This window comes from Paenibacillus artemisiicola, from assembly GCF_017652985.1.
GTDB classification, from domain to species: domain Bacteria; phylum Bacillota; class Bacilli; order Paenibacillales; family Paenibacillaceae; genus Paenibacillus_Z; species Paenibacillus_Z artemisiicola.
This window is the reverse complement of the sequence record NZ_JAGGDJ010000075.1, coordinates 1-15463: the sequence shown is the minus strand read 5'-3', so window position 1 is coordinate 15463 and position 15463 is coordinate 1. Positions and strand designations below refer to the sequence as shown.

At 66.1% G+C, this 15463-nt stretch carries 12 protein-coding genes; 8 read left to right on the top strand and 4 right to left on the bottom strand.

All coding sequences use genetic code 11. The features are described 5' to 3' along the window. Window positions 1-1277, bottom strand: a 1277-nt coding sequence (locus I8J29_RS31940) for a phytoene desaturase family protein (RefSeq protein ID WP_208851318.1), incomplete at its 3' end; no start/stop codon positions are given. A gap of 229 nt (window positions 1278-1506) precedes the next feature. On the opposite strand from I8J29_RS31940, the gene I8J29_RS31935 reads away from it, so the two are divergent. From I8J29_RS31935 to I8J29_RS31905, 7 genes are all read left to right on the top strand, one after another. After that, complete coding sequence (locus I8J29_RS31935; protein ID WP_208851317.1) at window positions 1507-2088, top strand: DJ-1/PfpI family protein; 582 nt, start codon at window positions 1507-1509, stop codon at window positions 2086-2088. A 146-nt stretch (window positions 2089-2234) separates the two neighbouring features. Then, window positions 2235-3296: a dual-specificity RNA methyltransferase RlmN gene (gene rlmN, locus I8J29_RS31930; RefSeq protein WP_208851316.1), complete on the top strand. Its 1062-nt coding sequence runs from the start codon at window positions 2235-2237 to the stop codon at window positions 3294-3296. 165 nt (window positions 3297-3461) lie between these two features. After that, the gene (gene greA / locus I8J29_RS31925) at window positions 3462-3929 is read left to right on the top strand and encodes a transcription elongation factor GreA (RefSeq protein ID WP_208851315.1); all 468 of its coding nucleotides are present in this window, start codon (window positions 3462-3464) and stop codon (window positions 3927-3929) included. Window positions 3930-4641: 712 nt separating this feature from the next. Next, a complete protein-coding gene (locus I8J29_RS31920; RefSeq protein WP_208851314.1) occupies window positions 4642-5901 on the top strand; it encodes a GntR family transcriptional regulator in 1260 nt (419 codons plus the stop codon). Between the two features lie 193 nt (window positions 5902-6094). Beyond that, a complete protein-coding gene (locus I8J29_RS31915) occupies window positions 6095-9112 on the top strand; it encodes an alpha-mannosidase (RefSeq protein ID WP_208851313.1) in 3018 nt (1005 codons plus the stop codon). A 474-nt stretch (window positions 9113-9586) separates the two neighbouring features. Beyond that, a complete protein-coding gene (locus I8J29_RS31910; RefSeq protein ID WP_208851319.1) occupies window positions 9587-11053 on the top strand; it encodes a DEAD/DEAH box helicase in 1467 nt (488 codons plus the stop codon). Window positions 11054-11130: 77 nt separating this feature from the next. Beyond that, window positions 11131-11712: a hypothetical protein gene (locus tag I8J29_RS31905; RefSeq protein WP_208851312.1), complete on the top strand. Its 582-nt coding sequence runs from the start codon at window positions 11131-11133 to the stop codon at window positions 11710-11712. Window positions 11713-11761: 49 nt separating this feature from the next. Here the strand turns inward: I8J29_RS31905 and I8J29_RS31900 are convergent, their stop codons facing one another. Beyond that, entirely contained in the window at window positions 11762-12706 is a 945-nt protein-coding gene (locus I8J29_RS31900; RefSeq protein WP_208851311.1) for an NAD(P)/FAD-dependent oxidoreductase, read from the bottom strand. Window positions 12707-12985: 279 nt separating this feature from the next. On the opposite strand from I8J29_RS31900, the gene I8J29_RS31895 reads away from it, so the two are divergent. Further along, window positions 12986-13843, top strand: coding sequence for an MBL fold metallo-hydrolase (locus I8J29_RS31895; RefSeq protein ID WP_208851310.1), 858 nt, complete (start codon window positions 12986-12988; stop codon window positions 13841-13843). 325 nt (window positions 13844-14168) lie between these two features. Here the strand turns inward: I8J29_RS31895 and I8J29_RS31890 are convergent, their stop codons facing one another. Then, a complete protein-coding gene (locus I8J29_RS31890) occupies window positions 14169-15002 on the bottom strand; it encodes a 1,4-dihydroxy-6-naphtoate synthase (RefSeq protein ID WP_208851309.1) in 834 nt (277 codons plus the stop codon). A 4-nt stretch (window positions 15003-15006) separates the two neighbouring features. Then, the coding region (gene mqnB, locus I8J29_RS31885; RefSeq protein WP_208851308.1) for a futalosine hydrolase at window positions 15007-15463 on the bottom strand (457 nt) is incomplete at its 5' end.

Below are 15463 nucleotides of genomic sequence, written 5' to 3'. Positions count from 1 at the left end.
CCCGTCCGCGCGTCCGCCAGCAGCCGGGCCGCGGCGCGCTCCGCGCTGGCCGCCGCCGCGTCGGCGAGCTGCTCGCCGTGGCTCGCCCAGTCGCCGGCGACGTACAGGCCGCGGATCTCCGGCACGGCCGGTCCGGGCTTGGAATCGCGCCGGCCGACATGCGGCTGGTCGTGCACGACCGTGATGCTCGGCAGCAGCTGCTTGGCGACGACATGCTGCCGCCAGCCGGGCTGCAGCAGCTCCATCGTCCGCTGCAGCGCCTCCTCGTCGGCGCGCGGGTCGTGCTCGCCGGCGAGGTTGTATTTGATGAGATGCGTCACGACCGTGCCGTCGTCGCTCAGCTTCGCCGCCCGCGAGTGATTCGAGAACAGGAACGGCTGGTCGAGGCCCATGGCGAAGTCCCTGCCCGGCACGGGCAGCCGGTCGAGCGCCAGGTCGAGGCAGGCCGCCGTCACGGGGCTCGCGTCCTCCTTCCAGCGCAGCAGGGCCGTGCGTTCGGCCCCGGGCACGAGCCGGAACGTATCGCCCGGGGGCAGCGCGCTGACGACGCCGTCCGCCGTCCACCGTTCGCCGCTGGCGAGCGTCACGCCCCGCACGGCGCCGTCCTCGTGCGTCACGGCGGCGACGCCCGCGTCGGTACGGATCGCGACGCCGCTGCGGACGGCCAGCTCGCGCAGCCGGTCGGTCATGCTCTGCCAGCCGCCGTCGAGGTACTGGACGCCGCCCTTCAGAGCCAGCTGCACTTGGCGCAGCACGGCCGACGCGAGCTGCCGGTCGATGTCGCGGCTGTACGTGGCCGTCCGGCACAGCGCGTAGAACAGATGGCGCACCATCGGGTCGCGCACCTCGGCCTCCGCCCATTCGCGGAGCGACAGGCCGCCGAGCCCGGCGTCGTCGAATTTGCCGAGCCGGGTTAACAAGCGGGCCAGCTCCATTTTGCCGGAGAAGCGGAACAGCTTCGAGGTCAGCAGCCGGTAGGGGTCGGCCGGCAGCGGAACGAGTCCGTTCTTCCAAATGACCGATCCCGCCGTACCCGGCACGTTGCCCTTCGGCTCGATCCCGAGCCGCCGCAGCGCCGCGAACGCCGCGCCGCCGCGATAGAGCGCGTGGCCCCCGAGATTCAGATAAGCGCCGTTCTTGCGCACGGTGATCGCCCGCCCGCCGACATGCGCCGATTTCTCCAGAAGCACCGTTAATTTGCCGGCCTTCGCCACCTGGATCGCCGTCAGCAAGCCCGCCAATCCGCCGCCGATCACAATCGTTTCCGCGTGTTGCATCGCAACCGCCTCCTCATTAGCAAGTTGCTCATAAGACGTGGAGGGTTAGCGGTCTGTGACAGCCGCGCCGAAAAAAAACGCGGAGGCCCGTTTTCTTCCACTGTACCATACAGGACGGGCGCTTGTACGAACCCGAAAGGATTTTCCTTCCAGACGTCGAAAAGGAGGACGACGAGACGCCGGTCCGAGATCGGCCGGCAAGACGAGTCGCAAGAAAGGATGACGCGGCATGAAAATGGCGTTCGTGCTGTTCGACGGCATGACTCTGCTCGATTTCTCCGGATTCAACGAGGCGGTCACCTGGCTGAAGTTTCTCGGCGCGGACGAAAGCCTGACATGGGACTATTGCGCGGACAAGCCGCGCGTGACGGACGACCGCGGACTGTCGATTCACGTCCCGCGCGTGAAGCCGGACCTGTCCGGCTATGACCTGCTCTTCGTCCCGGGCGGGATGTCGACCCGGCAGCTGCGGTTCGACGAAGGCTTCGTCGCCTGGCTGCGGACCGCGGAGCGCGCGCCGTACAAGGTGTCCGTCTGCACGGGGGCGCTGCTGCTCGGCGCGGCGGGCTTCCTGCGGGGCAAGCGGGCGACGACGAATCCGTCGGCCTACGAGCTGCTTGAACCGTACTGCGCCGAGGTCGTGCGGGAGCGCTATGTGCGGGACGGCGACGCGTTCACGGGCGGAGGCGTGGCGTCCTCCCTCGATCTGGGGCTGTTCGTGGTGGAATCGCTGGCCGGCCGGGATTTCGCCCGCCGCGTGCAGGAGAAGATGCACTACCCGTACTATTTTGCCGACGGGCCCATAGGATGAAGAGAAGCCTTTGAGCCGAGCATGGGGATGCCGGTTCAGGGGCTTTTTTTGCGCGGGACGGCAAAACATCCCCGCCCTTGTATTCCCCTTTGAATTTTGGGAGAATAAATAGGAATACGCGGTAACATGCGAAGAGAGGACTTGAAATGAACAAACCTTCGATATACGGATTGACGCTCGCGCAGCTGACCGACTGGCTGCGCGAGCGCGGACATAAACCTTCGCGGGCGCTGCAGACGTGGGAATGGCTCTACCGGAAGCGGGTGACGTCGTTCGAGGCGATGACGGACGCGAACGCCGACTGCCTCGCGCTGCTCGCGGACCATTTCGCGATCGAAACGCTCGCCGAGCACACGCGGCAGGAATCCGCCGACGGCACGGTGAAATTCCTGTTCCGGCTGCAGGACGGCAACCTGATCGAGACCGTGCTCATGCGGCACAAATTCGGCCTGTCCGTCTGCGTGACGACGCAGGTCGGCTGCAACATCGGCTGCAGCTTCTGCGCGAGCGGCCTGCTGAGCAAGAGCCGGGACCTGTCCGCGGGCGAGATCGCGGAGCAGATCATGAAAGCGCAGCTGTACCTCGACGCCGCGGGACAGGGCGAGCGCGTCAGCCACATCGTCGTCATGGGCATCGGCGAGCCGTTCGACAACTTCGAGAACCTGGTCGACTTCCTCGACGTGGTCAAGGATCATAAAGGGCTCGCGATCGGCGCGAAGCACATTACGGTCTCGACGAGCGGGCTGGCCGACAAGATTATCGAATTCACCGACCGCGGCCTCGGGGTCAATCTCGCGATCTCGCTGCACGCGCCGAACAACGAGCTGCGCACGCGGATCATGAAGATCAACCGGGCGATCCCGATCGAGAAGCTGATGGCGGCGATCGACTATTACATCAGCAAGAACAAGCGCCGCATCACGTTGGAATACATCCTGCTGCGCGGCGTCAACGACCGGCAGGAGCACGCGCTGGAGCTCGCCGAGCTGATCGGCGACCGCCGCCCGCACGTGAACGTGAACCTCATTCCGTACAATCCGGTCGACGAGCACAGCCAGTACCAGCGCAGCGAGCAGTCGGCGATCCGCGGCTTCTACGACGCGCTGAAGAAACGGAACGTCAGCGTCAGCGTCCGCCTCGAGCACGGCACCGACATCGACGCGGCCTGCGGGCAGCTGCGCAGCAAGCAAATGAAAGCATCCGGCTAACGGCGCCCAGGCACCCGGAGACGGGTGCTTTTTTGCTGGGCGCTCTTATAGGCGGGGGCCATTTGGTTAACACTGACATGATGGCCTAATCGCGGTTCGGCGGACAAACGAGCGAAAATCGGGTAAAATGGAGTTATCCAATATGAATAAACGGGAGCGGTTGACATGGCTGGCGAACAAGTGATTTTAACCAAGGAAGGCTTCGACAAGCTGCAGGAGGAGCTGGACGATCTGAAGTACGTCAAGCGCAAGGAGCTTGCGGCGCGGATCAAGCTGGCCATCAGCTACGGCGATCTCAAGGAAAACAGCGAGTACCACTCCGCGAAGGAAGACCAGGCGTTCATGGAGACGCGCATCCAGGTGCTGGAGAAAATGCTCGCCACGGCCCGCGTCGTCGAAGGCGGCAATCTCGACAACGTGCAGATCGGCGCGTCGGTCGTGCTGCACGACGTGGAGTTCGACGAGAAGATCGAGTACCAGATCGTCGCGCCGGCCGAAGCGAACGTGGCGGAGAACAAAATATCGTACGAAAGCCCGCTCGGCAAGGAACTGCTCGGCAAGAAGATCGGCGAGCGGATCAGCGTCAACGCGCCGATGGGCGTCATCGAGTACGAACTGCTGGAAATCAAGTAGCGGCCGAATCGGGCGAGCGCCGTCCGGCGGGGGCAGGTTGAATTGCCGCCGCGCTAGGCGGCATGGGAGGGAGCGTTTAGGCGCTCCCTCTTTTTTATCGGGTACGGCCGGCCCGGCTACCCCTTCATTCGTGCCGCCTGTTCCGGCCTATGGCACCCTCTCGGGTTCCCGGGCGGCCGCCGCCATCGGGGAACCGCCATCGGGAACTCCGCCATCAGGGCACTCCACAATCAAGGCACTCCACAATCAAGGCACTCAACCAACAGGGTACTCCACAATCAAGGCACTCAACCAACAGGGTACTCCACAATCAAAGGATTCCACAATCAACGCACTCAACCAGCGGGGCATTATCAGGATGCCGTCATGGTTGCTTCCTTGCACCGTGCTTGGATCGGATCGTGCTTCACGCTTTTTGCGCGGCCGATGCACAGCCCTTATCTGGCCTTATCGGATATCCTCTCCCCCAGCCGGGCCGGTTGGGGCGACTTCACCCTCAACGCCGCCGATTTCGCGATCGGCGATTTTTGGCCTTCGTTCGGCCGATTTCCGCAAAACCTTACATGCCCTCCCTCTTTTTCGCCCCGTTCTGCGTCTATTCTACATATCGCCTCGAAATCTGTAAGAAATTGGGCGACAATAATTTTCCAACAAAATCCCATACATATATGATATATTGAATATATAAAAAACCTTGCGGAGGGCTGCGACTATGTACATGGACAGAAAGCCGCTGTATATACGCATTCAGAGCCATTTTAAGGAGGCGATTCGCGCCGGGCAGCTGCGCGAGGGGGACCGCATTCCCGCGGAGAAGGAACTGCTGGAGCATTTCAACGTCAGCCGCATTACGGTGGCGAACGCCCTCGGGGAGCTGGCCCGGGACGGATGGATTTACCGGGTGCCGGGGCGCGGCACTTTCGTGCGGGGCGTGCCGGAGGACGAGACCGGCTATGCGGCCGCGGCGGCGGAGACGGCGGGCGACGACTTCGGCCTCGGCGCGCTCGGGGCCGCGAAAGGCACGGCCGGACAAGACGGCGGCGGGGACGGGCGCGCCTTGCGGCAGCGGGGCGCAAGCTTCGAAGGAGCGGAAGCGGAGCTGGAGGCGGAACGGCCGCGGATCGGCCTCGTGATTCCGTTCATCGGCGATTATTTCGCCATCCGGCTGCTGTCGGGCATCCGGGACGCGCTGGCGGCCGCCGGCTATTCGCTGCTCGCGCTGTTCACGTTCAACGACAAGGAACGCGAGGAAGAACTCATTCGCGAGCTGCGGGATACGGTCGAGGGGCTTATTATTTTCCCGGTGGACGCGAACGTCTATAATGAGGAAATCATCGCGCTGAAGATGAACGGCTATCCGTTCGTGCTGATCGACCGCTACCTGCCGGGCGTCGAGACGCATACCGTGAACGCGGACGGCGCCTTGGCGGCGAAGCTGGCCGTCGACCATCTGTGGGCGCTCGGGCACCGGAGCATCGCGATCTGCGCGGATACGCCGCTGTCGACGGCGTCGGTCGACGACCGGGTGAACGGCTACATGAACGCGCTCAAGGAGAACGGCGGCATGATCAATCCGGCGCTGCTGCTGACGGATTTTACGGTTGAGCCGGGAGAGGCGGGGCCGGAGCATCCGCTCGTGCGGACGATCGCGAGCCGCGCGGCGACGGCGTACATCGCGCTGAACAGCACGCTCGGCCTGCATATCGCGGCACTGGCCAAGGAAGCGGGACTCGAGGTGCCGCGCGACCTGTCGATCCTGACGTTCGACAATCCGAGCCGCGGCCTGTTGGACGAGCAGGGGACCTTCACGTACATCGACCAGCATGAAGGCGGCATCGGCCGGAGCGCGGGCGAGCTGATCCTGGACATCGTCGGCAAGCGAAGGAAAAGCGCCGAAGCGTACAGCCATATCGTGCTGAAGCCGGAGCTGGTCGTGCGCGGGACGACGGGTCCGGCGCCGGAACCGCGATGAGCGGCCCGGTGCGGAGGAGAGCCGTCGGTTAGGCGGACTGCGTTCGGTAAGTATGGCGGCAAGACAAACAGGAGACGAACATGCTTCCGACGGGGGCATGTTTTTATTTTCGCAAACCAATTGATCTATTATACATATATAATATATTATTATGGCATATCTACCGAGAGCCAAGGGAGGGTGACGGAATCAAATGCCGCATACACCGATTAACATGGACGTTCTCCGCCAGACGCTGCGGGGAATCGAGTCGCGCATTTATACGAAGGTCGCGCCGCTTGCGATGACGGCGTACGCCACGAAGGAACCGGTCGTCTTCGCGGAGCGCGAATCCGGCGAACGGCTGGAGCTGCAGGCGGGGGACAGATGGGGCGAGCGGTGGGACTGCGCGTGGTTCCATTTCCGGGGGACCGTGCCGGAGGCGGCGGCCGGGCAGCCGGTCGTGCTGCTGATCGACGTGAACGGGGAGCTGTGCCTGTTCGACGAGGAAGGGACGCCGCTTCAGGGGCTCACGAACGTGAACTCGGAGTTCGACCTCACGCTCGGCCTGCCGGGCAAGCGGGTATTCCGGCTCGCGGAGCGCGCAAGCGGCGGCGAAACCGTCGACCTGTGGGGCGACGCGGGGAATAACGACCTGTTCGGCTTCTTCCGGAGCGGAACGGTGAAGGAAGCGGACATCGCGATCTGCCATGAGGACGTGCGCCAGCTGTACTACGATTACGAGGTGCTGCTCGATTATGCGGAGAACGCCGGCGACAAGTCCGCGCGCACGGCGCGCATCGTGCAGGCGCTGTACGACGCGCATTTGCTGCTGCGCCGCCCGTCGGACGAGGCGGTCGCCGAAGCGCGCCGCATTCTGGGCGCCGAGCTCGCGAAGCGCGGCGGCGACCCGACGATGACGGCGACGGCGGTCGGCCACGCGCACATCGACCTCGCCTGGCTGTGGCCGATCCGCGAGACGTACCGCAAAGGGGCGCGGACGTTCTCGACCGTGCTGCGGAACATGGAGCGGTATCCCGACTACGTGTTCGGCGCGAGCCAGCCGCAGCTGTACCAATGGGTGAAGGAGCAGCATCCGAAGCTGTACGCGCAGATCAAGGCGCGCATCGCCGAGGGCCGCTGGGAAGCGCAGGGCGCGATGTGGGTGGAGCCGGATACGAACGTTTCCGGCGGCGAGGCGCTCGTCCGGCAGATTTTGTACGGGAAGCGGTTCTTCCGGGACGAATTCGGCCTCGACATGCGCATGCTGTGGGTGCCGGACGTGTTCGGCTATTCGGCGGCGCTGCCGCAGCTGCTCAAGCTCTCCGGCGTCGACTACGTCATGACGCAGAAGCTGTCGTGGAGCGTGCATAACGACCATCCGCACCATACGTTCTTCTGGGAAGGGCTGGACGGCAGCCGCGTGCTGACGCACCTCCCGCCGGAGGACACGTACAACGGCCCGGCGCTGCCGCGGTCCGTCCTGAAGGCGGAACGGGACTATTACGATAAAAACGTCTCCGACCACTGCCTCGTCGTATTCGGCATCGGCGACGGCGGCGGCGGTCCGGGCGAAGAGCATCTGGAGCGGCTGGCCCGCGTGAAGAACCTGCAGGGCCTCATTCCCGTGAAGCAGGAGCCGGCCATCGCGTTCTTCGATAAGCTAAGCGAGAACGCAAGCCGCTACAAGTCGTGGAAGGGCGAGCTGTACCTCGAGAAGCATCAGGGCACGCTGACGAGCCAGGCGCGCAACAAGCGGTTCAACCGCAAGCTGGAGAAGGCGCTGCGCGAGCTGGAGTTCGCGGCTTCCCTCGCCCATGCGTCCGGGACGGGCGTCTATCCGGCCGAGGAGCTGGAGACGATCTGGAAGGAAGTGCTGCTGTACCAGTTCCACGATATTTTGCCGGGCTCGTCGATCACCCGGGTGTTCGACGAATCGCTGGCGCGGTACGAGGTTCTGCTCGCCCGCGTGAACGAACTGACGGCCGGGGCGTACCGCGACGCGGCGGCGGCCATGGCGCCTTCGGGCGCGGAGCGCGCGGCGGTCGTGTTCAACTCGCTGCCGTGGGCGCGCACGGAATGGACGAACGCGGTCGGCGGCGAATGGCGCGAGGTAACCGTGCCGGCGATGGGCTACACGGTCGTCGACGCGGCGGCGCCGCAGGCGCTGCCGGCGTTCGAGCTCCGGGCGGCGGACGACGCGCTCGAGAACGAGCTCGTGCGGGTCACGTTCCTCGCGGACGGCAGCATCGGCTCCGTCTATGACAAGACGCTGCGCCGCGAGGTGCTGGCGCCGAACGAGCCGGCGAACGTGCTGGCGGTCTACGCCGACAACGGCGACGCGTGGGACTTCCCCGAGGATTACGCCGCGGCGGGCGCGGAGCGCATGACGCTGACGGGCGCGCGGGCATTCGTCGACGGGCCGCAAGCCGTCGTGGAGCAGCGGTACGCCTACGGCAGCTCGACGCTGGTGCAGCGCGTCTCGCTGACGGCGGGCAGCAAGCAGCTGGCGTTCGCCACGGAAGCGGACTGGCAGGAGAACGGCCGGATGCTCCGGGCGATTTTCCCGCTGAACGTCTACACCGACGCGGCGAACTGCGAGATCCAGTTCGGTCACCTGAAGCGCCCGACGCACCGCAACACGATGTGGGAATACGCGAAGGACGAGATTTGCGCGCATCAGTGGATCGACCTGTCGCAGCCGGACTTCGGCGCCGCGCTTCTGAACGACTGCAAATACGGCTACAGCGCGAACGGGCACACGATCAGCATCAATCTGCTGCGCAGCCCCTCGTATCCGGACCCGGTCTGCGACCGCGCGGAGCACCGGTTCGATTACGCGCTGCTGCCGCATGAGGGCGACTTCCTGGCGGCCGAGGTGTACAAGGCGGCGTATGCGTTCAACTCGCCGCTCGCGGCGGCGGAGGCCGGCGGTTCGGCGGGCGGCGCGCTGCCGGCGGACCGGTTCTCGGCGCTCGAGCTGGACGGCCGCGGCGTCATGCTCGAAGCCGTGAAGAAGGCGGAGGACGAGAACGCCCTCATCGTGCGGCTGTACGAGACGTCGGGCGCGAACGCGTCGGCGCGGCTGCAGGTCCGCCTCGCCCATGAATCGGCCGCGCTGGCCGACTTGATGGAGCGGGAGACGTCGGCGCTGGCCGCGGCGGAAGCGGGCGGCTACGAGCTCTCGTTCGGACCGTTCGAGATCAAGACGGTGAAGATCAACTTGAGCTAGCCTGTCGGTTGGCAATTGGGCCTCGGTCCCCCTTGCGGGGGCCGGGGCTTTTTGGCGTTGGCGGCATGGAGGCGGGCGGCGCGGGGGCGAGTGGGGGCGACGGCGGCGGGCGTGCGGGTGAGGCGCGCGTTCGGCGTGGGAGGAAGAAGGTGAGTAGGTCGCCTTCATGGCGGGGAACGGGCGGGTTTTCGGTGGAAGAGGGGGACTGGGTCGCCTTCATGGCGGGGAACGGGCGGGTTTCCGGCGGAGGAGGGGGACTGGGTCGCCTTCATGGCGGGGAACGGGCGGGTTTTCGGCGGAGGAGGGGGACTGGGTCGCCTTCATGGCGGGGAACGGGTCGGTTTCCGGAAGAAGAGGGTGAGTAGGTCGCCTTCATGGCGGGAAAAGGGCAAGCCTTCGGGCCGGGCATCCGCCGCGGAGATCGGGTATACTGGACATAAGAAGCAAGCCAGGCGAAAGGGATTGGAGCATGCGATGACGACGGACAAGCAGGAAACGCATTTTCGGGACTACCCGCTGAGCGAGGAGATTTTGCGGGCGCTCGAGACCCTCGGCTACGACGAGCCGACGCCGGTGCAGCGGGAGGTCATCCCGCAGGTGCTGGCGCACCGGGATCTGACCGTTCGCGCCCAGACGGGCAGCGGCAAGACGGCGGCGTTCGGCATTCCGCTCTGCGAGCTGATCGACTGGGCGGAGAACCGCCCGCAGGCGCTCGTGCTGACGCCGACGCGGGAGCTCGCGGGACAGGTCAAGGAGGATCTCGTCGGCCTCGGCCGGTTCAAGCGGCTGCAGGCGGTCGCGCTTTATGGGCAGCAGCCGTTCGCGGCGCAGAAGACCGAGCTGAACCAGAAGGTCCACGCCGTCGTCGGCACCCCCGGGCGCGTGCTGGACCATATCGGGCGCGGGACGCTGCAGGTGGAGCGGATCCGGTTTCTCGTGCTGGACGAGGCGGACGAAATGCTGAACCGCGGGTTCGTCGAGCAGGTGGAGGCAATCATCGCGGCGCTGCCGAAGGACCGGGTGACGCTGCTGTTCTCGGCGACGCTGCCGGAGGACGTGGAGCGGCTGGGGCGGACGCATCTGCGCGCCCCGCTGCACCTGGAGATCGACGCGCCCGGCGGCGTGGCGGCGGAACGGATCGGCCACAAGCTGTACATCGTCGGCGAGCGGGACAAGCCCTCGCTGCTCAAAGCGGTGACGATGACGGAAAACCCGGACCGCTGCATCGTCTTCTGCGCCACGCAGGAAGCCGTCGACGAGGTCTGCCGCGAGCTGCGCGCGAGCGGCTATTCCTGCGGCAAGCTGCACGGCGGCATGGACCAGGACGACCGCTTCAAGGTCATGCACGCGTTCCGCCGCAGGGCGTTCCGCTTCCTGATCGCGACGGATTTGGCGGCGCGGGGCATCGACGTCGAGCATGTCACCCACGTCGTCAATTACGACCTGCCGATGGACAGCGAGAAATTCGTCCACCGCATCGGGCGGACGGCCCGCGCGGGGCTGGCGGGCGAGGCGATCACGTTCGCGTCGCCGCGCGAGGACCGGCGGCTGGCCGAGATCGAGCGCTACCTGGGCTTCGCGCTGCCGCGGGCGGAGGCGCCTTCCGCCGAGGCGGTCGAAGCGGCGCGGCCGGCGTTCGAGCGAAAGCTCGCGGCCGCGGAGGCGCCGCGCCCGGACAAGCGGGAACGGCTCGGCGCCGGCATCATGAAGCTGTATTTCAACGGAGGCAAGAAGAAGAAGCTGCGCGCGGTCGATTTCGTCGGCACGATCTCGAAGCTCGAGGGCGTCGCTTCGGAGGACATCGGCATCATCGCGATGCGGGACAACGCGACGTTCGTCGATATTTTGAACGGCAAGGGGCCGCAGGTGCTGCGCGCCATGAAGACGACGACGGTGAAGGGCAAGCTGCTGAAGGTGCACGAAGCGAAAAAAGACGAGTAGCCCCGCTGCAACCTTATTCGACCCGGACGCGTTGTAACGGGTGAACATAGCTTGCGATATCATGGAGGTTACCGACAATGAAAAAATGGCTTCTTACGTCCGTCGTCCTTGCAGCCGTCCTTGCCGTCAGCGCCTGCGGCAACGCGAATTCGAACAACGATCCCGCGGCATCGAACGCGACGAATACATCGAACGCGTCGAACGGCGCGAACGGCTCCGGCGCGTCCGACGCAACGAACGCGTCGAACAATACGAACGCTTCGAACGGGTCGAACGCGAACGCGCCGGCGGACGAATCCGCGGCGACGCCGTCCTACTTCGGCGATTGGACCGTGAAGGGCGTCGCCGGATCCACGGCGGTCTCGACGGCGCCGGACGATAGCATGATCGGCACGAAAGCGACCTATGCGAGCGACAAAGCGGTATTCGGCAAAGACGAAATTCAAAAGCCGGAATACAAGGAAGAGGATATTGCCAAAGGCGATTTCGCGAGCGAATACCGGGTGCAGCTGAAGGATCTGGGCATCGACGCGGATTCCGTCAAGGCGGTCACGATCGGCGACGGGGCGAGCCCGGGCAGCTTCTTCGTGGTGAAGGACGCGCAAACGCTGCTCGTCCTGTGGGACGGCAATTTCTACGAGCTGCAGAAGGCGGCGTAATCGCGCGACCGGAGCGCCCCCGCGGGCGGGCATAACGAAAAGGAGCGGCTCAATGCCGCTCCTTTTCCATGATTTCGGACAGCGATTTGTGAATCCAAATCGCGGCCTGCGCGCCTTCGCCCATGGCGACGGTCGCTTGCTCGGAGTGAAAGGCGATATCTCCCGCGGCCCACAGCCCCGGGACGGTCGTCTGCTTCGTGCGCGGATCGGTCCAGACGTGGCGGTTCGGGTGCATGCGGGCCCCGAGCTGCTCGGCGAGCCCCGAGCGCACCTCGTTGCCGCCGAAGGCGACGAACGCGCGGTCGGCGGCGACCTCCGTGCCGTCCTGCAGGACGGCGGTCTGGAAAACGCCGTCCCCCGCGGCGCGAATGGCCCGCACCGGGGCGGCCCGGTGCTCGATGCCGGCGGCGGCCAGCCGCTCCGCCAGCTCCGGGCCGAGCGGATGCGTCTCGTCCTCCTGGCGCAAATAGAGCAAACGCTTGGTCCACTGGCTTAGCGTCAGCGCCATCTCCGCGCCGACGTCGCCGCGTCCGAGCACGAGCGTCTCGCGGCCGCGGATCTCGAAGCCGTCGCAGTCGGGGCAGACGAAGACGGTCAGGCCCAGGCAGGGGCGCAAGCCCGGCCAGTCGGGCAGGCGGTCCATGACGCCGGTGGCCAGCAGCATGGCGCGCGTCTCGTAGACGGCGCCCTGCGCGCCCCGCAGGCGAAACCCGCCGGCCGCGTCATCGCCGGACCCCGCGTGCTCGGCCGCCAGGATCGTGTCGCGCGCGACGCGGATGCCGTATTCGTTCAGCTGCCGCCGGCCCGCGCGGCGAAGCTCCTCCCCGGATACGCCGTTCGGATAGCCGAGGAAATTGCGGTACCTGCGGCAAAGCGTCGACCGGCCGTCTTCGGAATCGACGACGAGTACCTTGTGCGCGTCGTAGCGTCCCAGCTGGATGCCCGCCTGCATGCCGGCGAGGCCGCCGCCGACGATGATGCAGTCGTAGGTCATAGGGTGCTCCTTTGTCGGTAAAAATGGGACGGGGGCAAAAGCCCGGCCGTTGGTTTCCATGGCATTCCACTCCTTTAGTTTGGCGGTTATCCGCCTTTCTATGTAGACGTGACGACCGTTCGGCTCGGACAACGGACGGAGGCCCGCTGCTCGGCCGGACGGGGATGGCTTTTTCGGGACGGGCACGGTATCGTAGACGTAGCGCGAACGAAAGAGGCGCGGCCGCGAAGCCGCGAAGCCGAGAGGACATTTAGGGAGATCGGAGGCTGCATCGAAACCATGATTAAAAGGCGAAACGGCGCGCTTACGCTCTTCGAGAGCGCGTTGTACAAAACGGTTTCGGCCGTCATTCAAAGCGAGGACGCGGTGCTCGTCGTCGATCCGTGCTGGCTGCCGGGCGAGGTCGAGGAGATCCGGCGTTACGCCGACGAGGCGGCCGCGAACGGCAAACGCAAGTACGTGCTGTTCACGCATTCGGATTACGACCATATTATCGGGTACGGCGCGTTTCCGGACGCGGAAATCATCGCCTCGGCCGCGCTGGCCGGCAAGAGCGCCGAAGCCAGGGCGGAGATCGAAGAGCAGATCCGGGCCTTCGACGACGGCTACTACCTGGAGCGGAGCTACGAGATTCGCTATCCGGAAGTCACGCACGCGATCGGCGGCGACGGCGGGAAGCTGCGGCTCGGCGCTTCGGGCTCGCTCGAGCTGACGTTTTACCAGTCCCCGGGGCACAACGACGACGGAGTGTATACCGTCGTGGAGCCGCTCGGCCTGCTGCTTGCGGGGGATTACTGGTCGAATATCGAGTTTCCGTATATTTACCACGACAGCCGCTTGTACGAAACGTCGATCGCCAAGCTGGACGCGATGCTGGAGGCGCACGAGATCGCGCGGCTGATTCCGGGCCACGGGAGCTCGACGACGGACGTCGCGGAGATGAAACGGCGGCAAGCCGCGGACATGGCCTACATCGCCGCGATGCGGGCGGCCGTGCGGGCGGGCGACCAGGCGGGGATCGACGCGCTGATCAAGGACTGCCCGTTTCCGCGCAACCTGCGCAAGTTCCACCGGGCGAACCAAACCTTGTTCGAGCGGGAGCTTCGGGAGGAGCGGAAAGCGGGCGGGCAGGCGTAGGGAACGCGCGATTGCGGCGAAGCGAGAAGCCGCGCGTCTGACGGTGAAGCGGGCGCGGGACCGTCGATTGCGGGCGATCCGCCGAAAACGGCATGCAAAAAAGGCATCTTCCGACGTCGCGATAGCGCGAACGCGGAAGATGCCTTTTCAATGCCTGCGAAGCCCGTGCGCGTGATTTCCGGGCTGGCGCGCAAGCGGCAAGCCGCGGGCGGACCGCGGCCGGACAGCGGGAAGCTGCCTGGGCCCTGTGCCTGGGATGAGTCACGGCGCTAACGATAACGCGCGGTGACCGGCGACCTGCGCGCGGGCGATTTCGGCCGTCGCCTTAAGCGCGCAGCTTGGCAAGGTCGAACGCCGGCACGAGGCCTTCCTTCATCGCGCGGCCGAGCAGCGATTCGACGGCGGCATAGCCGCTGGCGCCGAGATTCGCGGTGAATTCGTTGACGTACAGCGCGATATGCTGCTTGGCGACGTCCGGGGACATCTCCTGCGCGTGCTCCATCACGTACGCCTGCGATGCTTCCGGGCGGGTCCAGGCATAGTCGACGGAAGCGCGGATCCACTGCGTCAGCGGAGCGGCGTCCAAGGAGCGGCGGGCGATGATGGCGCCGAGCGGGATCGGCAGGCCGGTATCGGATTCCCACCAGCTGCCGAGGTCGGTTTGCAGGCTCAGGCCGTAATTCTGGTAGGTGAAGCGGGCTTCGTGGATGACGAGCCCGGCGTCGATGGCGCCGTCCCGCACGGCCGGCATGATCTCGTGGAACGGCATGACGACGATGTCGAGATTGCCGCCCGGAATGCTCTGCGCCGCCCACAGCCGGAAGAGCAGGTACGCGGTCGAGCGCTCGCTCGGCACGGCCACGCGTTTGCCCGCGAGCTCCGCGGGGGAAGCCAGCTTGTCCTTGGTCAGCACGAGCGGTCCGCAGCCGCGGCCGAGCGCGCCGCCGCACGGCAGCAGGGCGTAGTCGTCCAGCACCCACGGAAGCGCGGCGTACGAAATTTTCAGGACCTCGGGGCCTTCGCCGGCCGCGGCCCAATTATTGGTGATGTCGATGTCGGCGTACGTGACGTCGAACGCCGGCGCGCCCGGCACGAGGCCGTGCGTCAGCGCGTGGAAAACGAAGGTATCGTTGGGACAAGGGGAGTACGCGATTTTCATAAGATCAGAGCACCTCTTTCAAAATCTCGCTGGCGCGCTCCAGAGCCCGGAGCGCGTCGCCGATCCGCCAGGCATCCCGGTCGCGGGGGCCGACGGCGTTGGATATGGCCCGCAATTCGAGCGCGGGCAGGCCGAACTGCCGAGCGGCCTCGGCCGCCCCGAAGCCTTCCATGGCTTCGGCCGCCGCGTCCGGCACGCGCCGCAGATGCTCCGCGGCGGTCGCGGCCGTGCCCGTCGCGGGCGTGACGGTGAGCACGGGTCCGGTGCTCACCGGCAAGCCGGCCGCGGCGAGGCGGGCGGCCAAGGCGCCCGCGAGGCGGGCGTCGGCCGCGAGGCGCGCGGAGCCGAAGCCGAGCTCGTCCACGCCGGCGAAGCCGTTCGCGGTCTCGGCGCCGAGGTCCGCCGCGACGAGCGCGGTCGCGACGACGAGCGACCCGACGGGCGCCCGCCCGGGGAAGCCG